Raw genomic sequence first — 20,327 nt, 5'->3', positions numbered from 1 at the left:
CGCCAAATATCAGGGAAAGGTAAACTGGTTGTGCCTTTGGGGCCCTATTCATTTCCAACTGATTTTAATTTTTAGCCATGAAAGAAGAGTTTTTACATTATGTCTGGAAATTTCAAAAGTTTATAAAAAATGAACTGAAATCAGGTTCTGGTGAGACCATTGTGGTTATCAATCAGGGAGTTTATAATACCAATTCTGGTCCGGATTTTCTTAATTCCAGAATCAAAATTGGTGAAATGGAGTGGGTGGGTAATGTTGAAATTCATGTGAGAGCTTCAGATTGGGAAAAACACAGACATTCCGGGGATAGTGCTTATGAAAATGTTATTCTTCATGTGGTTTATGAAAATGATACACCTGTAAAAAGAAAAGATGGGGCGATAATTCCCAGCCTGTCATTAAAGGGATTAATTGAAGGGCAATTGATAACCAGTTATGAGCAATTGGTATTGAATGATGCAATAATTCCTTGTGAAGGAGAATTTGAGCGGGTAAATGAACTGACCCGTTTTTCTATGCTGGAAGGCTCATTAATTTCACGTTTGTATCGGAAAGCAAAGTTTGTGGAGGAATTGTGGTTGAAAAATAATGCCGATTGGGAAGAAACCATTTTTCAGGTACTTTGTCAGGCTTATGGTTTTAAATTGAATAGCGAACCTTTTCTAAAACTGGCCAGAATGGTTACTTTTAAAAGAGTTGCCAAAACCAGAAATCAGATGCTTTCTCTTGAAGCCCTGCTTTTCGGAGCGGCAGGGTGGCTGGAGGATATTGAAAGTCCGGATGAATATATTAGCCAATTGATCCATCAATACAATTTCCTGCAACATAAATTCCAATTACCGGAAAATATGATCTCCAAAAGTGAATGGAAATTATTAAGGCTCAGGCCTGCTAATTTTCCCACGATTCGACTAGCACAGTTAGCGGCTTTTCTTGCTCAAAATGAAAGTCTGTTTTCCAGAATTATATATTGTAAAGATTTGGAAGAATTGAAGAAATTGTTCAGTACACCACAGTCGGATTATTGGAGAAAACATTACCTGATAGAGAAAAAAGCATCAAAGGAAATTCCTGCTATGGGGGTTAGCTCAAAAAGTATTTTAATGATCAATACCATTGTTTCATTGTTGTTTGCTTATGGCATTCAAAAGGATAACGAAGATTATAAACAAAAGGCCTTGCTTTTTCTTTCTCAATTGAAACCGGAGAAAAATAATATCACAAAAAAATGGGAGGGATTAAACTGGAAGGCTAAAAATGCATTTGAATCACAAGGGCAAATTGAATTGCTAAATAATTATTGCAAGGCCAAAAAGTGCCTTGATTGTAAAATTGGGAATGAGATTTTGAGTAATTGTAATTGATTTGAAAACCAGGAAGGTCTTATTTCCAAAATATTTTAAAATATGTGGTAAAATAAGGAAGAAAAGAATGGTAATTATAAAGGAATTGCTAAATTTGCAGCCTGAAAAAATGGAGCAGTTAGCTCTATCATTATTTTTAACCATGACCTGGGATGAAGAAGGACAACTAAGTACCAGGAAATACAAATATCAAATAAAATGAAAACCATTGAAATTGTAGGTTACAAAAGAGAACAGTTAGGTAAAACTACTGCCAAAGCATTGAGACAGGAAGCAAATGTACCATCTGTACTTTACGGTGGAGAAAAAAACATCCACTTTCATGCCCCAATGATTCTTTTCAGAGACCTAGTTTACACTCCTGAAGTTGCTTTCGTAAAGTTAAACATTGAAGGTGATATCCATACATGTATCCTACAGGATATTCAGTTTCATCCTGTAAGTGAAATCATTATGCATGCGGACTTCTTAGAGTTAAGTGATGACAGACCGGTAACCATGGAAATTCCTGTTAAATTCCAGGGAAGTTCTCCTGGTATTCTTAAAGGGGGAAAATTAGTGACCAAACTGAGAAAGGTTAAAGTAAAATCTCTTCCTCAGCATATGCCAGATAATATTATAGTAAGTATTGATGGTTTGGAATTAGGAAAATCTGTGAAGATTTCCTCACTTGAGCAAAAAGATTATACCATCTTGAATAACCCAATGGTAACTATTGCTTCAGTTGAAATTCCAAGAGCACTTAAATCAGCTCAGTCTAAGGATGGAGGTGATGAAGGTGCAGCTGAATAATCATCATTTTAATATATTTATTAAAAGCTCCTGGTTGACAAATCAATCAGGAGCTTTTTTATTTGTTTAGCACCTCTATTTTTCTTCTTTCCCTTTTGGTAATCATTTTGTCCAGGTAAGGGTAGGTCAATACAGAAATCAGGATGATGATGGTACCAAAATAAAATCCTGCACTCATCTGTTCCTTTTCTCCATATAAAATCACTGCCATAATAATTCCGTAAACTGGCTCCAGGTTTACGGTAAGGTTGACATTGAAAGCAGAAATTCTTTTCATGATTTCAATTCCTGCATAAAATGCGTAAACAGTGCAAACAATTGAAAGCACAAGTAGAAAGACCCAATCAGATAAACTCAAATCCAGCTGAATGATTCCGTTTGCTGCAAAGGTGTTTTGGTAAATAGGGAAAAATAAAACACAGCAAAGGCAGGCCCCAATCATTTCATAAAAAGTAATAATTACCGGATCGTAAACTTTAGTGTATTGACTGTTTAAAATGGAAAACCAGGCAGCAAGGAATGCGGAAATCAAAGCGAGTGAAAGCCCCAAAACATGGTCAAACTCAAAATGGAAAATAGTATATAATCCGCTAATGATAACTAACCCGAGGAGTACTTCATACCATTTTATTTTTGATTTTTTTATCACCGGTTCTAAAAAAGCAGTGAATAGGGTAGTGGTGGCCATTCCCGCCAGGCAGATACTGATTTTAGATATTTTTGCCGAGGCAAAAAAAAGTATCCAATGTGCGCCAACCAGTATTCCGGTAAGTATAAAGTTTAAAACTATTCTCCATTTTAGGGTAAATTTTTTCTTCAAAAGAAAGACAATGGCAGCCAAAGCAATGGATGAAACAAGGGTGCGATAAAATACCACCTCTACCGCAGGTACGGAAATTTCATTTCCCAGGATGGAAGTAAATCCCCAGATAAAAACTATAAAATGCAGCTTTAACTGATCTTTAAACATTTCGCCAAAAGATTAAAAAAGTACTGAAATTAGCGTACAGCACTTTTCAATATGAATTCAGGGTCTAAAGCAAGTACAAATGCTTACTTAGGAACCATAAAATATAAAAAGGAAGTGATAAAGGCGAAAGTGATATTGGGCAGCCAGGCAATAAAGGCAATAACCGTTTCATTAGGCGCACCTGTAGCAAGACTCCGACTCATAATTACAAACAAAAGATAGACAAAGGCAAGGAAAAAGCCAAGGGCAATCTGAAAACCAGTTCCTCTTCTGGATTTTTTGGCGGAAATCGTAACACCCATAATGGTGAGAATGATAATGGCAAAGGGATAAGCATAGCGTTCATATTTGGTGTTGAGAAACCTTTCCACATTTCCCACACCCCGTTCCACTTCCTCCCGGATGTAATTTTCGAGCTCCTTCAGGGTCATGGTTTCTTCCAGCTTATAATCATTCTCAAAATATTTGGGGGAAATATTGAGCATAGTGTCCATATTATTCCCGGCCCAGGCTCTTTCTTTGTCTCCCTCAAACGTATGGACCTTATATTTATCGATATGCCAGGTTTGTTTAACAGTGTCCCAAACTACTTTATCTGCACTTAGCTTCTCCAGTAATTCCACACCTCCAACTTTTTCAAGAGTAAATTTATAGCCAGTTTTTACCCGGTTGTTGTAATTCTGAATATAAATATAGGTGGAATCTCCTGTTTTAAAATGGACGTCCCGGAGTTCAAAGTAGTAGGGACTTTTTAAATATTCTACACTAAACTGAATTTGTTTTTTAGCGGCCTTGGGAATTATCCAGCCAACCATAAAGAAGGTATAAATTCCTAGTACAGTCGCTCCAAATAAATAAGGCATCAAAAACCTTCTGAAGGATACTCCAGCACTTAATATGGCCACTATTTCCGTATGAGAGGCTAATTTAGAAGTAAAGAAAACCACGGAGATAAAAACCGCCAACGGACTTAATGTATTGGCCATTGTAGGAATATAGACCAGATAATATTCCTTTAAAATGAAACCCAGGGAAAGGTTGTGTTTGATAAAATCATCGGACTTTTCTGTATAATCCACCACTACAATTACTGCCATCAAAATGGCCACCACAAAAAAGTAGGTTACAAAAAATTTCTTTATTATATACCTGTCAAGGATTTTCATTTAATTAATCTGGTTATTCAGTCCGGTATTCAGGTCAATTTAAAAAACTTTAATTAAGCCTTTTCGTTCAGCCCTTTTCAATTAGAAATACAAATTTGATATCTGGACAATGAAATAAGTTTATTTTAACAATTTTTAATTCCGGGATTGCCTTTTAAAAGCATTTAAAATGTTCAAATAAAAAAGAAATTCCACCGATGGAAGTGGAATTTAAATGGGCGAAAATTAAAAAAAGCTTTATTCAATAGTACTCAATTTTACCATGTTGGTCTTTTTGTGAGCTTCAAAAGGCATGGCAGCCGTATTAATTATTATATTCCCTTTTCTCAGATAGCCTTCCTTTTCCAAAAATTCCTCTATATACTTAAAAGTAGCATTGGTAGATTCTTTTGGTTTAAAGTAAAAGGCTTTAACTCCCCAAACCAGATTTAAAGAAGTGAGCAATGCTTTATTTTCGGTAAAAGCATAAATATCCGATTCCGGTCTGTGCCGGGCAATTTGCAAAGCTGTAAATCCGGAATGAGTAATGGCAATAATTGCTTTGGCCTTGGTATCCTTGGCCATATTACAGGCGGAGGAAACTATCATATTACTGGCGAATTCAGGATCTTTCAGATCGGGTTCATAAGTTTTATTATAAATATTTCCTGAATTTTCAACAGCCCTCACAATGTTGGTCATATGTTGGATGGTTTGAACCGGATATTTTCCAGAAGCCGTTTCTGCACTCAGCATTACTGCATCCGTGCCATCCATTACCGCATTGGCTACATCGTTGGCCTCGGCTCTGGTTGGTCTTGGGTTTTCTATCATGCTCTCCATCATCTGAGTGGCGATGATCACCGGTTTGCCAGCCTCATTACATTTTTTAACTATATTTTTCTGATGTATCGGCACATCTTCCATCTGGATTTCCACACCCAAATCTCCTCTGGCTACCATGGTTCCATCGGCTTCATCAATGATAGCATCAATATTTTTGATGGCTTCGGGCCTCTCAATTTTGGCAACTACTTTGGAATTTTTTCCCCTTTCTTTTATAATTCCTTTTAGTTCCTGTACATCTCCTGGATTTCTCACAAATGAAATGGCTATCCAATCCACTTCATTTTCAAGTCCAAATTCCAGATCTGCCCTGTCTTTTTTAGTGAGGGAAGGTTCGGAAATGGCTGTATCAGGTAGGTTCATTCCCTTCCTTGATTTTAATATACCTCCAAATACCACTTTAGTATGCACATCATGTCCGTCAACCTTAAAAACCCTTACTTCAAGATTGCCATCATCGATTAAAATGGTATCACCTGCTTTTACGTCACGGGTTAAACCGGTATAGGTGGTACTTACTTTTTTGGCTGTTCCTACGATTTCCTGTTCTGTGGTGATAATCAATTCTTCTCCCTCCATTATCTCTACACCGTTATCTTCCACCTGACCAATTCTGATTTTTGGCCCCTGCAAATCCTGGAGGATACTCACATTGTATTTAAATGTTTTGTTGAGTTCCCGAATATGGTTGATAACTTCCTGATGTTGTTTGTGTGTACCATGGGAAAAATTTAATCGGAAAACATCTACTCCCGCCACAATTAATTCATGAAGTTTTTCTTTAGTGTTGGAGGCTGGTCCTACCGTAGCTACAATTTTGGTTCTGTTAAATATTTTCCTCATTTCAACTGATTTAAATACTTGATATAGAAAGGTTTTGCTTTGAAATAATGTATATAAGAGAGTTCTGAATATTGGTCTTTTCACAACAAACACCTACAAAAGCGTTTGCCCGGTTCAAGAAACTCATTTCAAGATAAAATTTTCATGTTATCCAAGATTCCAAAATGGAACCACTTCACCTCGGTCCGACATTTTGAAAATCTTAAATTTATAACAAGCTTAAAATCGAGTTAAACCGTTTTAATTAAAGGGCGCAAATTAAATAAAATTTCTAAAAATCAGGATAGGAAATGCAGTTTTTTGCCTTTAAAATCATGTATGACAGAATCTGACCTAGGCATATTTTTGGCACTACAAAGTTGAAAGTATTCTTATTTTCTTTCATTTATCATGAAATTATTTCCATTTAACTTTGGGGAAGAATAAGCAAATCTGCTTTATTTTTATGATTTTTTGAATCTAAATGCTAGTTTTCCAACCTCTAATAAAAATCCCAATTTAGTAGGTAATTGAGGATTTGTAAAATGAGATCTACCGGAAATTTGAATGACTTATTTTAGGGATTAAGATTATAGTGATTACCGGAGGAAAAAAATACAGGTTCTTGAAAAAATAGTTAAAGAATTTTACTTAGTTCGAAATATAAAGGAATGGCAGGGGAAATTTATCATCAAATAATTGAAACTAAATCGAGAAGGAAAAAGTCCTTGGCAATACTCATTGATCCTGATAAAACCGGAATAAATGAAGTGCCAAAACTGGTTGAGCTGTTCCAGGAAAATAAACCGGAAATAATTCTGGTTGGGGGAAGTTTAATCACTTCCAATCATCTTGATGAATTGGTCGCTGAACTAAAAGCAAAAACTCACTTACCGGTAGTTTTATTTCCCGGAAATAGTTTACATATTTCTCCAAAAGCAGACGGCATATTGTTTCTGTCCTTAATTTCAGGCAGAAACCCTGAATTCCTGATCGGCCAACATGTAAATGCGGCTCCCATACTTAAAAAAGCGGGCATTGAGGTTATTCCTACTGGTTATATGCTTATAGATTGTGGCGTGGCTACTACTGCCAATTATATGAGTAATACAACCCCTATTCCTTTTCATAAACCTGAAATAGCTGTTTGCACCGCAATGGCAGGGGAAATGCTGGGGATGAGAATGATTTATATGGATGGGGGAAGCGGAGCTGATAAGCCTATATCATTGGAAATGGTAAAAAAAGTGAAGGAAAATCTGGGGATTCCACTGATTATTGGTGGAGGAATTAGAAACGGGACAATGGCGAAAAATGCCTATGAGGCGGGGGCTGATATGATTGTAGTGGGAACTGCGGTGGAAAAAAATCGTGATCTGCTTCAGGAAATTTGTGAAGCGAAGAATTCTTTTAATTGAGAAAAGGTTGTAAATTTTTTCGTCTCAGTTAGCTAATTCACGACATTTTATTTACTCCAATTTCCAGATTAGAATTCCCTTTTAATTACTAAAGGAATCAGTCAAATTTGAATTTTTTCTGTTTTTCCACCTGGAGGGGTGTTCAACTGATTGGTATTGAGATCCACTTACTCCATATAAATTAGAACTGGCAATTACAATCAATTAATTATTACTTACTTTTGCGTTTTATTTATTTTTATTTTCAAGGAATTAATAAGGATGAGCCAAACAATTCTATACATTATCATTGCCATTGTAGTCGCTGAGTTTATTTTAGAAAGAACACTGGACTACTTAAATCAAAAGAAAAGAAGCAAGACGCTGCCGGATAGTTTGAAAGGGATTTACGAAGAAGACAAATATCGGAAATCACAGGAATATGCTGAGGCAAAAGATAAGATTGGATTTATTTCCAGTTTTCTGAGTTTTGTGGTTACCATTCTGATGTTATTAGGAGGTTTTGCCATTGTGGATACCTGGGTTAATGAATTTACAGACAACGAAATTTATAAAACCCTGATATTTTTTGGAATTATTGGCATTGGTTCCGATTTGATCAGCACCCCCTTCTCACTGTACAATACATTTGTAATTGAAGAAAAGTTTGGTTTTAATAAAATGACCGTTGGGACTTTCATTTCTGATAAAATAAAGGGGTATGTGCTTGGAGCAATCATTGGTGGAGGCTTGCTGGCCTTATTTGTTTGGTTTTATCAGGCTTTTCCAGATACTTTCTGGATATATGCATGGGCCATTTTTATGGTGTTTTCACTTTCCATTACCATGTTTTACACCAACCTGATTGTGCCACTTTTTAATAAATTAACTCCACTGGAAGACGGGGAGTTGAGAACGGCTATTGAAGAGTATTCCAAAGGGGTAGATTTTCCATTAAAGAACATTATGGTAGTAGATGGTTCTAAAAGATCAACCAAAGCCAATGCTTATTTCAGTGGATTGGGTGGGGCCAAAAACATTGTTTTATACGATACCCTAATTGAAAAGCATAATACTAAGGAATTAGTTTCTGTTTTGGCTCATGAAGTTGGGCATTATAAGAAAAAGCATACCCTTCAGGGTTTAATCATTTCCTCATTCACCATGTTACTCACTCTTTACATTTTGAGTCTGGTAATTTCTAACCCAATTTTATCAGCAGCTTTGGGAGCCAGTGAACCGAGTTTACATATGGGATTAATCGCTTTCTCTATTCTTTATAGTCCGCTTTCAACTATTACCGGATTATTAATGAATGTGTTTTCAAGGAAAAATGAATATGAGGCTGATGAATATGCCGCCAAAACTTCATCCGGGGAAGCCTTAAAAGATTCTTTGAAGAAGCTTTCTGTAGATTCTTTGAGCAATCTTACACCTCATTCAGCTTATGTTTTCTTTTATTATTCACATCCTCCTTTGTTAAAAAGGCTTGGAGCGTTGGAAAAACATATTCCTGCTGTTTCTTAGCGTTATCAAGACTGTACAAAAAAGAGGCTGTTGCAAATGCTGCAACAGCCTCTTTTTATATAAAACTTTGTGTGATTTTATTAATTCAGTTTGAAAGGGACAATAAGGTTAAATTCGGGAATGGTCACTTCAAACGATTTCCCATCAATCATTCTTTCCATAGAATAAGTGCCTTTCATTTTACCCACACCACTCTTTAAATTACATCCGGAAACATACTGATGCATTTCACCTGGTTCTATTACAGGTTGCTGACCAACTACTCCTTCTCCTTCCACAAGTTTTTTACTTCCATCTGCATCAATTACATGCCACTTTCTTCTTTTCAACTGGATGGTAAAATCACTATTATTTTCTATTCGGATTTTATATGTAAAAACGTAATGGTATTGTTTAGGACTGGAATATTCTGGTTGATACTCAGTTTCTACTGTTACCTTTATTCCTTCTGTTATCTTAGTTACCATAATAATAGACAATTTCTTAATATACAGTTCTAAAATTATAAGCTATATTAGAGTTATGCAATAGTTTTTTTAATAACTCATGAAACAAGTGTTAACTATTAACAAAAAACTTACATTGTAATAATTATATTAAGATACGAGTAATTTTTTATTTTAGTCTAAAAAAATTTAATAATGTCTGTGAATATTGCCCCATCCTGGGAACCCCATTTAAGAGAAGAGTTTGAAAAACAGTATTTTACTGAACTAACAGAATTTATAAAAAATGATATAAAAAAGTATAAGATATATCCTCCAGGGCCACTTATTTTTAACGCATTTGAAAAATGCAGTTTTGAAGACTTAAAAGTAGTGATCTTGGGACAAGATCCTTATCATGGCCAGGGGCAGGCGAATGGGTTATGTTTTTCTGTAAATGATGATGTAAGATTTCCTCCGTCATTGAGAAATATTTTTAAGGAAATTAAAGAAGATTTGGGAAAAGATATTCCCGAAACAGGGAATTTGGAACGGTGGGCTAGTCAGGGGGTACTGTTACTTAATGCTACCTTAACCGTAAGGGCGGGAATGGCAGGATCACATCAGAAGAAAGGTTGGGAGGAGTTTACTGATGCAGTAATCAAAGTGATTTCGGATAAAAAAGAAGGGGTGGTATTTATATTATGGGGCGCCTATGCTCAGAAAAAGGGGGCGATAATCGATGAACAAAAACATTACGTGTTAAAATCGGCTCATCCTTCCCCTTTTTCAGCTGACAGAGGTTTTTTTGGGAACAAGCATTTTAGTAAAGTAAATACTTATTTAGAAAAGGCGGGAAAAAAGCCTGTAGATTGGTGAAATTGAATTGAGGTTGACCTAAAAGTTCGAATGTGATGAACCTTAAGATTGATTAATTTATTATAATAAGGTAAAAATCAGTAATTTGTGTTAACTTTTTGGCTAAAAATCGTGTCTAACCAGTGATGCCATCACAAATATCCATAGAAGTTAATAATTAGAAATTTTAAAAAGATGTTGAATATTTGCTGCTTAATTAAAAGCAGATGGTAAATGTTTTGTGAACTTTTTACTTAATACCAGATGTTCGGCTTTACAACACATTCAAATTATGAAAAAATTTATTCTTTTAACCATTTTTTTGTTTCAATTAGTGCTGCTGGGGTATTCCCAGGATTTTTCTAAGAATTACTGGCACCGTGGAGAAATTGACCTTACATCAGGGGAAACATTAAAGGGTGAAGTTAAATACGATTTGGAAAATGATAACCTAGTTTTTAAATCGGGAAATATGGTGAGGTCATACAATGCTACCAGAGTGGAAGCATGGCAAATTGTAGATGCGCTTACCAAGACTATCCGATATTTTTATACCTTGCCCTATAGTACAGATGGGTCCAGTTATAAAAAACCGACTTTTTTTGAATTGCTTTCTGAAGGAGAACCAATTTCCCTGCTTGCAAAAGAAAAAGTGGTGGAAAAAGTGGAAAATACTTATGATCCTTACTGGTTTGGAGGCAGAAATGTACGGGTGGCAGTACAGGTGGATGACTATTACCTAATCAATGGACAGGGGCAGATTGCCCATTGCCGGCCTGATGAAGACAGTTTAATGAAGTTTATGGGTGACCAAAGTAAAGTGGTAAAAAAGTTCATTAAATCCAACAAACTTAAAATTGAGAGGAGAGCCGATATGATTCAGATTATTGATTTTTACAATTCCCTAATTAATCAATAAGCTTGATATAGCTAATTGGTTACAATAATTAAAATATTAGGCTAATTATAACATAAAGATGCTTTTTGATGTAAGCATCTTTTTTTGTTTGATATTACTATTGAATTACCTAATCTTGTCGTTCAATTGATCAAATTTAATTCACTTCAAACTTCTTCCTTCCCGGAACAAAAAAAATCAAAATCCTAATGAAGAAAAAACCATTAATACTCATTTCCAATGATGACGGTATTACCTCTAAAGGTATTCGGACACTTGTGGAAATCATGTCAACTATTGGTGAGGTAGTAGTTGTGGCTCCAAATAGCCCGCAATCCGGAATGGGTCATGCCATTACCATCAACGATCCTCTGAAAATTTATAAGTCGGATATTTTTGATGATATCGAGGCTTATGAATGCTCCGGAACTCCGGCAGATTGTATCAAAGTCGCTAAAAATTACATACTAAAAGATCGGGAACCGGATTTGGTGGTAAGTGGAATAAATCATGGCAGTAATACTTCTGTAAGTGTATTGTATTCCGGGACTATGTCAGCCGCAATTGAAGCGGCTATAGAAGGTCTTCCATCCATTGGGTTTTCCCTTTGTGATTACGATGCCAGAGCAGATTTCAGTCACATAGAAAAGTGGGTGAAGGAAATTGCCAAAGAAGCATTGGAAAAAGGCATTGGAAAAGGAGTGGCCTTGAATGTAAACTTCCCGAAAAAAAGTGAAACACCCGTGAAAGGAGTGAAAATTTGCCGACAAGCCATCGCCAAGTGGGTGGAAGAATTTGATGAAAGAACAGACCCAAGTGGAAGAAAGTACCTTTGGCTAAGTGGCTATTTACAAAATAATGATAAAGGTGAAGATACGGATGAATGGGCGATTAAGAATAATTTTGCTTCAGTGGTGCCTGTTTTATATGATATGACCGCCCATTTAAATATTGCCTTTCTCAATGATGAATGGGATTTATAATGGGTGATTTTGGGTTTGAATTTTTTTTGCAAAATCTTTAATGAATTGCAGGTAAATTCTTTGTGAAATAAAAAATCTTTCTCTATAATTGCACTCCCAAAATCGACCGTTTGGAATGCCCAGGTGGCGGAATTGGTAGACGCGTTGGTCTCAAACACCAATGATAGCAATATCGTGCCGGTTCGACCCCGGCCCTGGGTACAGAAAAAGCCTCTTAGTTTTCACTAAGGGGCTTTTTTGTTTTGATTTCTTTTGGTTGGAATCCTTTGTAGAGATTCGATAATACAAATAAAGCAAGTCTAAGCAGGGGCGGTGTTATCGCTACCTTGATTTTTACTAAAGTACGATGCAGGGTCTCTCAAATGAGAAGACCCTGCCAGGAAATTGATTGATTTGGGTACCTTGTACTGAACTCGCTATTCGAAATTTGTAATTCCGAAGGTTTGTCCTGGTTTATCACCCTATTTCAAGTATTCCACCTGGACCAATAGATTTCTTTCGAAGTGCATTGGAGAGGCCTGGAGTTTCTAAGAGTTTTTCGGGAATTGATTTTGCCATCTCCAGTTAAAAACTGGATTTTACAGAAAGACACAACAATTCCATGGCGGGTATTAAACTTAAACCAGAGGAGAAAAAAAAGGAACATCCTGTTAAAATGTTCCCTTTTCATTAATATTAATATCAAAAAATTAAGTCTTTTGTTTTTTCTTCTTGGCTGCAGGAAACAGAATGTTATTTAAGATTAATCTGTATCCTGGTGAGTTGGGATGAAGATTTAAATCAGTAGGCTCTTCACCTACAAAGTGCCTGTAATCTTCCGGATCGTGACCGCCAAAGAAAGTCCATGTCCCTTTTCCAAAAGTACCATGAATGTATCTGGCTTCGTTGGCTTGCTTGGTTTCTCCCATAATCACCACATCCGATTTAATCAGGTTCTTTTTAAATGCAGTAGTTTGGCCCATAAACCCTTTAATCTGTAGCTCATGGTTTTGAGAAAGCATGGTTGGAATAGGATCCCACTTGGCTGAGAATTGAAACAATTTAAAGAAGTCATTCCCTTCCGTCAGGCCTCTTTCATGAGACTGATTATCAATATTGGAATATTCATATTCATAAGGATTTAGTTTTAGCTTAAAATCCTTAAAAGCGAACGTGCTGGAATAATCCAGCTTATTTTGAGCATCTCTGTCAGGTGGATCACCATCATACATAAAATCACAAATATCCACACCTTCAGCCGAAAGTGCGATGTCATAAGTATCCGAAGCGGAACACATGGCAAAAAGAAATCCTCCTCCGGCACAGAAATCCCGGATTTTCTTTACTACAGCCAATTTAAGCTGGGAAACTTTTGAAAAACCATGTTTTTGGGCAGATTTTTCAAATTCTCTTTGTTGTTCAATATACCATTGCTGCCTTCCGTAAGTCGCGTAAAATTTTCCATATTGACCAGTGAAATCCTCATGGTGAAGGTGCAACCAGTCGTATTCAGGTAGTTTGCCCAGCATTACTTCATCATCAAAAACTACCTCATAAGGAATTTCCGCATAGGTAAGTACCAGGGTTACAGCATCATCCCATGGCTGTTTGGATTTTGGGGAATACACGGCAATTTTGGGTGCAACTTCCAGCTTCATGACATCCATATTAGCTTCAGGGCTGGCAATCATATTCTTTATTTCAAGTGCTTGAGCATCTGAAATGACCTCATAACCAACACCTCTTATGATTAACTCATTTTCAAAATCCTGAAGGTATTTAAACATAAAGCTTCCGCCCCTGTAATTTAAAAGCCACTCAGCTTCTACTTCCTGCTGTAGAACCCAATATGTTACTCCATACGCTTTTAAATGATTAACTTGCGTCTCATCCATGGGAACCAAAATATAGGCGGCCTTGGATTGTAGTGTAAAAAATATGATGCTGAACAGAATCAGAATCTTCTTCATCGCAATCATGTTAGTTGTTAAATAAAAAAATTATATCAGATAATTTAAATTGACTGAAAAGTGTAATCAATTGTTTAGTTAAATTACTAATATATTATAATCACTACAATAAACTTGAAGTTTTATTTTTTGGTTTCAAGTTTACTGTCATGTACTAAAATCGACAATTTTGATAACTTTACCCCATGAATTACATAGAAAATGTAAAAGAGGCTATAAAATCCATTAAGGATAACAAATTAAGGACATTTCTAACTGCTTCAATTGTGGCAATTGGGATCACCTCCTTAGTAGGAATACTTACTGCAGTGGATGCCATACAATATTCTATTACTTCCGGTTTGGCAGATATGGGTGCAAATAGTTTTGATATTAAAGATAAAAGATACCGTTCCAGAAGATCCAGAGGGATTTCCACCAGTGCCAAACAACCGCTTGATTACCGGGAAATTCTAAAATTTAAAGAAAGGTTTGGACAGTATGCCGAAAAGATAAGTGTTTTTGTATGGGTTACGGGAAGTGCCGAAGCAAAACATTTATCGAAAAAAACGAATCCCAATTCCAGAGTTTCGGGAATTGATGAATTTTACCTTCAAAATAAAGGATATGATTTGGCCAAAGGAAGGGAGTTTTCCCGCTTTGAACTAGAGCAGGGAGCCAATGTAGCCATTATTGGAAGCGAAATTGTCCAGACCCTTTTTGACAAAGAAGATCCATTAAATAAAACTATTGGGGTAAGAGGAAATAAATTTTTAATAGTAGGAGTATTGGACAAATCTGGCGGATTGGGTAGCGGGGGATTAGACCGGTCCATTTTTATTCCGGTAAATAATGCCAATAAATTTGCCGCCCAGACAAGGCTTTCCTATACACTCACCACCACTGTAAAAGATCCCTCAAAACTGGATTACCTGATTGGCGAAGCCACAGGAATTATGAGGGCGATCCGAAAAGATGAATTGGGAAAAGAAGAATCATTTGAAATTTCCAGGAGTGAATCCATTGTACAAACCATTGATGAAACTTCAGGCCAGTTGAAGAGAGGAGGAGCATTAATTGGTTTTGTCACTTTATTAGGTGCTTCCATAGCTTTGATGAATATTATGATGGTTTCCGTTACGGAAAGAACCAGGGAAATTGGCATTAGGAAAGCATTGGGGGCTACTCCAAGCAGGATAAGAGAGCAATTCTTGATGGAGGCTATTACGATTTGTATTTTAGGTGGCATTATAGGAGTGGCTTTGGGAATAGTAATTGGGAATTTGGTCACGGTTTTGTTTGATGCAGAAGGTTTTATTTTCCCTGTCATCTGGATTACCGTAGGTTTTGTAGTCTGTGTGATTGTGGGCATGATGTCTGGTTATTACCCGGCCAGCAAGGCTTCTAAATTAGATCCAATTGAATCTTTGCGTTATGAATAATCCTATCTTCTTTCAATAAATTGCTCAATTCTAATTGGAGTTTTGCTTACAAGTAGTCAATTTTGCCTGTAATATTTAGGCTAAGTTTATCTCTTTTTTTTAATTGTATTTTTTGATCAAAGGCCTGTTGTTAAATTTTTCATCTGTACAATTGAAAATAATTGGGTAAATCAAACTAAGCCCTATCATTAAACCAAATACCTAATATGAGAAATAATTACCTGTGGGCTATTCCATTACTTGTCTTGTTTTGCTTTTTTTCGGCTTGTAATCAGAGTGTAAACCAGAAAGAACAAAAAGCAGAAGTTTCCAAAGAAGATTTCCACATTTATATCTTAATTGGCCAGTCCAATATGGCCGGCAGGGGAAAGCCCGGTAAATTAGATACCATTCCTCATGAAAGAGTATTCATGCTCAATAAAAATAATGAATGGGAATTGGCCAAAGATCCCATGCATTTCGATAAACCCGTTGCAGGAGTTGGGCCGGGATTAACTTTTGGAAAAATGATGGCAACCTTAAATCCTCAGGTAAACATTGGACTGGTCCCTTGTGCGGCTGGTGGTTCTCCCATTGATTCTTGGACACCCGGAGGTTTTCACGAGCAGACCAAATCATATCCTTATGATGATGCGATAAAAAGGATTGAAGAAGCAAGTAAAAAAGGTGTAATAAAAGGATTTTTATGGCATCAGGGAGAATCTGATAGTAAGGAAGAAAAAGTAGGAAGCTATAAAATGAAGCTTGCTGAACTGGTTGGCCGAATGCGAACTGCCGGAGGAAATGAAAAAATCCCTTTTGTAGTTGGAGGATTGGGTGATTTTTTTGTTCAAAAAAATGCTTTTGCAGCAGAAATTAATTCAACCCTGGAAACCTTTGCTAAAGAAAATGAGAATGTAGGGTTTGTTTCTGCAAAAAACCTGACCCACAAGGGAGATGATACTCATTTTAGTTCAGCTTCAGCCAGAGAGTTGGGGAAAAGATATGCTGAAGTGATGATGGATTTACAACAATAATTTATGAAGCAAAGTAGACTCATTTCAACCAGGCTACTTTGCTTCACTTTCTTTTAAATTTCTAGTTTTCCTTTTTATATTCCAATCTTTGCAAACCTTTTTCCAAAAGAGGTCTCAGGTCCGTATAAGCTACTTCCTGAACACTAATATTCTTATCAATGGCCAATATGGCTGCTGAAGCTGCTGACTGTCCCAGAATCATAAAAACAGGTTCCATCCTTATAGAGCCGAAGGCAATGTGAGAACTGGAAACACAAACTGGAACAAGCAGGTTAGGGCATTCTCCTTTTTTAGGCACAATCGATCCGTAATCAATTTGATAAGGCTGATGAGGATGCACTCCAATATCACCTTCATTTTGAACAAAACCATCTTTGGTGACAAACCGCTGGGTATTGTGGGAGTCCATGGCATAAGATCCCATTCCAATTGATCTGTCCAATGGAATATCTCCCATTACTTCTTTTTCTGTCATTACGAAATCCCCAATCATTCTTCTGGCTTCCCTTACATAAATCTGATGAGGCCAGTTTCCATTATCTGTAAATTCATCTTTAGCCAAACCCCATTGGGCCATCTCCTTCCTGACTTCTTCCGGTACTTTTTCATTATGGGATAGATAATACATCAGGCCTTTCTGGTAATCTTCATGTTCCTTAATGATTGCTTTTCTTTCTTCGTAGGAAGCTTCAGGGTAACCGTAATTCATACCAATATTATCGGTACTGAATGGACCATGGTTATTGGTATCTGTTTTCCAGTTGGGAATAGGATCGTACTTATGAAAAGTTTCTCTCCAACCCGAGGCAAAAACCCTGGCCAGAAGTTCATAATTTGCAGGATCGTAATTATCAGGTTTGGGAAATGGCACCCGGTTTTCCGGATGTCTACTTAAACACATTCTAAAGCAATAGGCCTGAATTTTATCATCCCCTTCACCATTTTCTCCCGGTGGTTGATCTGATATTTTTGGCAGTAAACCACTGCTTGGATCTCCGGGAGTTTTATAAGGATCAATATCTTCCAGGAAATAATGCCTATGGTGGAAAACACCAGCCTGGACACCATTGAAATTTTCACCATAAACACTATTTGCTTCTCTACCCACATGGTAACTTACTCCAGCCTCAGCCATTAAGTCACCTTCATAGGTAGCATCCATAAATATTTTGCCTTCAAAAGTTTTTCCACTCAGGGTGGTGAAACTTTGAATTTTCCCATCCTTTAGCACTACTCCGTTTTCCCGGTTCAGCCATTCGTCCCGGTAAACCGTAATATTATATTCCTTAATAAAATCTTCGAAAACCTGCTCGGCTATATGTGGTTCAAAAATCCACATGGTTCTGGCATCACCATCCATTGCGGGAGTTCCCTGGCCTTTGTTCCCATATTCTTCCTTCTTTTGCCATTTCCAGGTTTTATCATCCTGATAATAATTATAAACCCTGTGGTAAAATTCCCTGGCCAGTCCGCCAATCACTTCTTTGTTTCCGGTATCAGTATAGCCCAGTCCTCCTGAAGAAAGGCCTCCAAGGTGTTTATCCGGGGAAACAATTATAGCAGATTTACCGGCTTTTGTTGCTTCTACTGCAGCGGTTACCGCAGCTGAAGTTCCTCCATATATGATAATATCAGCTGAATAGCTTTCTGTGTTTGGGGCTTGTTTAGCCTCTTCCTGATTCTGACTGGTACAGGCAGAAAAATAAAGTAAACAAGCGAATAGTAAATAAGAAATTTGTTTCATTTTCATTAGTAAGATGATCAAATTGTTTTTAGATATTTTAAATATTAAAGACTTATATTAAATACTTTTCCCGGTAAAAACAATTTCATCTCTGGGGAATACTGAAAATGTACCCGTAAAAAATCATTATGTTACAATAAGCGAATTTTATGTACTTGAATTAGGCTGTTTTAAATTTTCTGATCTGAAATTTAATGCTCATTTCCCCTGTATTGCTCTAATTCTTTTTTAACTTTCCGGCTCACTTAAATCGATATTAATCCATAAAATGGCAAAGCGAAAAGTTACCATTTCCCATGTCTTTAAAACGATTATCTGGCCGAGAAGAAAATTACTTGCCGTAGGAATTGTATTAATTTTTATCAGCAGGTTAGCTAGTTTGGTATTGCCTTATGCCAGTAAAATTCTGATAGATGAGATAATTCCGGAAGGAGATATTGATACCATGTATAAACTTTTGGGAGCAGTGGTGATTGCACTTGTTTTACAGGCCACTACCTCTTTTTTACTCACAAGGTTATTAAGTGTGGAAGCGCAATTTTTGATATCTGAATTACGGGCGAAAGTACAAAAACAAATCCTGAGTTTTCCTGTAAGGTTTTTTGATAATGCTAAAGCCGGGGAACTGGTTTCCAGGATTATGACGGATGTGGAAGGTGTTCGAAACCTAGTTGGAACAGGCCTTGTTCAATTATTTGGAGGAATTATTACTTCTATAATTTCTCTTGTGATTTTAATTTCGATCAGTCCGGTAATGACCTTTTTTGTGTTAGTGCCAGTTTCTCTTTTTGGTTTTATTTCATTAAAAGCATTTGGGTATATCCGGCCGATTTTTAGAAAAAGAGGGGAAATAAATGCAGAAGTAACGGGCAGGCTTACAGAAACATTAAATGGGATACGGGTAATCAAGGGATTTAATGCGGAAGAACAGGAAGTGAAGACATTTGAAGGTGGTGTAGAACGGTTATTTCTGAATGTAAAAGAAAGTTTAACTTCCACGGCTTTGGTGACAAGTTCAGGTGCTTTTTTATTGGGAATTGCCACTACAGGAATTATGGGTATTGGAGGATATTTAATTATGGACGATGCTTTGACTTTAGGGGAATTTATTTCCTTTACCCTCTTCCTTGGTTTTATGATTGCCCCGATTGTGCAGATGAGTAATACCGGAAGCCAGTTAACTGAAGCATTTGCTGGTTTGGACCGAACCGAAGATTTAATGAACATGCCTCCGGAGGAGGATGGGAGCAAACGAAAAATTATCCTTGGAGAATTAAAGGGAGATTACGCTTTTGAGCATGTTTCATTTGCTTATGAGGAGGACAAAAATGTTATAAATGATGTTTCATTTACTGCACCAGCAGGAACAGTGACTGCTTTGGTAGGGACTTCCGGATCAGGTAAATCAACCATAGCGGGATTGGCTGCCTCCTTTTTAAATCCGGTTTCAGGAAAAATCACCATTGATGGCATTGACTTTTCTGAAGTTTCCCTGAAAAGTTTTAGAGAACACCTGGGTGTGGTACTTCAGGATGATTTTCTGTTTGATGGCACCATTCGGGAAAATATCCTTTTCCCCAGACCAAATGCTTCTGAGGAACAATTGCAAAATGCCGTTAAAGCGGCTTATGTTCAGGAATTTACTGATCGGTTTGAGGATGGACTAGAAACCATTATCGGGGAAAGAGGTGTGAAACTTTCAGGAGGGCAAAGACAAAGAATTGCCATTGCTCGAGCGGTTTTGGCCAACCCCAAAATATTAATTCTGGATGAAGCTACTTCCAACCTGGATACTGAAAGTGAAAGCCTTATACAGGCCAGCCTTAAGGAATTGATGAAAGGAAGGACTACATTTGTCATAGCTCACCGGTTGAGTACCATTCGTCAGGCAGATCAGATTTTGGTAATTGAGGGCGGTAAAATTGCCGAACAGGGCACCCACGAACAATTGATAGCCAAGGAGGGGAGGTACTATGACCTCTATACGTATCAGGCAAGGATTTAGGCTTTTCTAATCATGTTTTTTGGGGACGGATAAAACTGGAACTGTATCTTTTTATCTGTGACTCATTTTAAAATATAGGAATTTTTTGCAATTGGATTATGGAATTTTATTCCATTCCGCATCCTTCTTTTGATAAAGCGTATTTCTTTAATTAAGAATTGATTT

The 20,327-nt window shown here is 36.8% G+C and carries 16 protein-coding genes and 1 tRNA gene; 11 read left to right on the top strand and 6 right to left on the bottom strand.

What is annotated here, in order from left to right:
• Positions 1–77 precede the first annotated feature (77 nt).
• Positions 78–1,364, top strand: a complete 1,287-nt coding sequence (locus A3EM_RS0123545) for a DUF2851 family protein (protein WP_020530715.1) — start codon at positions 78–80, stop codon at positions 1,362–1,364.
• A 198-nt stretch (positions 1,365–1,562) separates the two neighbouring features.
• Positions 1,563–2,156 carry a 50S ribosomal protein L25/general stress protein Ctc gene (locus A3EM_RS0123535; protein WP_020530713.1) on the top strand — a complete coding sequence of 198 codons (594 nt, stop codon included), beginning with the start codon at positions 1,563–1,565 and terminating at the stop codon, positions 2,154–2,156.
• A 58-nt stretch (positions 2,157–2,214) separates the two neighbouring features.
• Here the strand turns inward: A3EM_RS0123535 and A3EM_RS0123530 are convergent, their stop codons facing one another.
• The 3 genes from A3EM_RS0123530 to pyk form a co-directional block, all read right to left on the bottom strand.
• Positions 2,215–3,126: a DMT family transporter gene (locus A3EM_RS0123530; RefSeq protein ID WP_020530712.1), complete on the bottom strand. Its 912-nt coding sequence runs from the start codon at positions 3,124–3,126 to the stop codon at positions 2,215–2,217.
• Between the two features lie 83 nt (positions 3,127–3,209).
• Positions 3,210–4,292 carry an LptF/LptG family permease gene (locus tag A3EM_RS0123525; RefSeq protein WP_020530711.1) on the bottom strand — a complete coding sequence of 361 codons (1,083 nt, stop codon included), beginning with the start codon at positions 4,290–4,292 and terminating at the stop codon, positions 3,210–3,212.
• Positions 4,293–4,529: 237 nt separating this feature from the next.
• Positions 4,530–5,960: a pyruvate kinase gene (gene pyk / locus A3EM_RS0123520; RefSeq protein WP_020530710.1), complete on the bottom strand. Its 1,431-nt coding sequence runs from the start codon at positions 5,958–5,960 to the stop codon at positions 4,530–4,532.
• A gap of 650 nt (positions 5,961–6,610) precedes the next feature.
• Between pyk and A3EM_RS0123515 the strand changes: the two genes are divergently transcribed.
• Positions 6,611–7,357, top strand: a complete 747-nt coding sequence (locus tag A3EM_RS0123515) for a phosphoglycerol geranylgeranyltransferase (protein WP_020530709.1) — start codon at positions 6,611–6,613, stop codon at positions 7,355–7,357.
• Between the two features lie 261 nt (positions 7,358–7,618).
• Positions 7,619–8,863: a M48 family metallopeptidase gene (locus A3EM_RS0123510; RefSeq protein ID WP_020530708.1), complete on the top strand. Its 1,245-nt coding sequence runs from the start codon at positions 7,619–7,621 to the stop codon at positions 8,861–8,863.
• Between the two features lie 80 nt (positions 8,864–8,943).
• Here A3EM_RS0123510 and apaG read toward each other — a convergent pair whose 3' ends face one another.
• On the bottom strand, positions 8,944–9,330 hold the full coding sequence (apaG, locus tag A3EM_RS0123505) for a Co2+/Mg2+ efflux protein ApaG (protein WP_020530707.1): 387 nt from the start codon (positions 9,328–9,330) through the stop codon (positions 8,944–8,946).
• Positions 9,331–9,504: 174 nt separating this feature from the next.
• Between apaG and ung the strand changes: the two genes are divergently transcribed.
• From ung to A3EM_RS0123485, 4 genes are all read left to right on the top strand, one after another.
• Positions 9,505–10,167 (top strand): uracil-DNA glycosylase, encoded by a 663-nt coding sequence (gene ung, locus A3EM_RS0123500; RefSeq protein WP_020530706.1) that lies wholly within the window; start codon positions 9,505–9,507, stop codon positions 10,165–10,167.
• 271 nt (positions 10,168–10,438) lie between these two features.
• Positions 10,439–11,065, top strand: a complete 627-nt coding sequence (locus A3EM_RS46180) for a hypothetical protein (protein WP_020530705.1) — start codon at positions 10,439–10,441, stop codon at positions 11,063–11,065.
• 188 nt (positions 11,066–11,253) lie between these two features.
• Positions 11,254–12,027 (top strand): 5'/3'-nucleotidase SurE, encoded by a 774-nt coding sequence (gene surE / locus A3EM_RS0123490; protein WP_020530704.1) that lies wholly within the window; start codon positions 11,254–11,256, stop codon positions 12,025–12,027.
• 117 nt (positions 12,028–12,144) lie between these two features.
• A tRNA-Leu gene (locus tag A3EM_RS0123485) sits at positions 12,145–12,228 on the top strand.
• Between the two features lie 488 nt (positions 12,229–12,716).
• Here the strand turns inward: A3EM_RS0123485 and A3EM_RS0123475 are convergent.
• A complete protein-coding gene (locus A3EM_RS0123475) occupies positions 12,717–13,976 on the bottom strand; it encodes a hypothetical protein (RefSeq protein WP_026210545.1) in 1,260 nt (419 codons plus the stop codon).
• A 185-nt stretch (positions 13,977–14,161) separates the two neighbouring features.
• On the opposite strand from A3EM_RS0123475, the gene A3EM_RS0123470 reads away from it, so the two are divergent.
• Positions 14,162–15,397 carry an ABC transporter permease gene (locus A3EM_RS0123470; RefSeq protein WP_020530701.1) on the top strand — a complete coding sequence of 412 codons (1,236 nt, stop codon included), beginning with the start codon at positions 14,162–14,164 and terminating at the stop codon, positions 15,395–15,397.
• Between the two features lie 206 nt (positions 15,398–15,603).
• Positions 15,604–16,413 (top strand): sialate O-acetylesterase, encoded by an 810-nt coding sequence (locus A3EM_RS0123465; protein WP_020530700.1) that lies wholly within the window; start codon positions 15,604–15,606, stop codon positions 16,411–16,413.
• Positions 16,414–16,474: 61 nt separating this feature from the next.
• Here the strand turns inward: A3EM_RS0123465 and A3EM_RS0123460 are convergent, their stop codons facing one another.
• Positions 16,475–18,163, bottom strand: coding sequence for an FAD-dependent oxidoreductase (locus A3EM_RS0123460; RefSeq protein ID WP_020530699.1), 1,689 nt, complete (start codon positions 18,161–18,163; stop codon positions 16,475–16,477).
• Positions 18,164–18,425: 262 nt separating this feature from the next.
• On the opposite strand from A3EM_RS0123460, the gene A3EM_RS0123455 reads away from it, so the two are divergent.
• The gene (locus A3EM_RS0123455; protein ID WP_020530698.1) at positions 18,426–20,162 is read left to right on the top strand and encodes an ABC transporter ATP-binding protein; all 1,737 of its coding nucleotides are present in this window, start codon (positions 18,426–18,428) and stop codon (positions 20,160–20,162) included.
• Positions 20,163–20,327: the final 165 nt, after the last annotated feature.

The organism is Flexithrix dorotheae DSM 6795, assembly GCF_000379765.1.
GTDB classification, from domain to species: domain Bacteria; phylum Bacteroidota; class Bacteroidia; order Cytophagales; family Flammeovirgaceae; genus Flexithrix; species Flexithrix dorotheae.
Note: the sequence above shows the minus strand (reverse complement) of the source record. Positions and strands in the feature narration are given on the sequence as shown.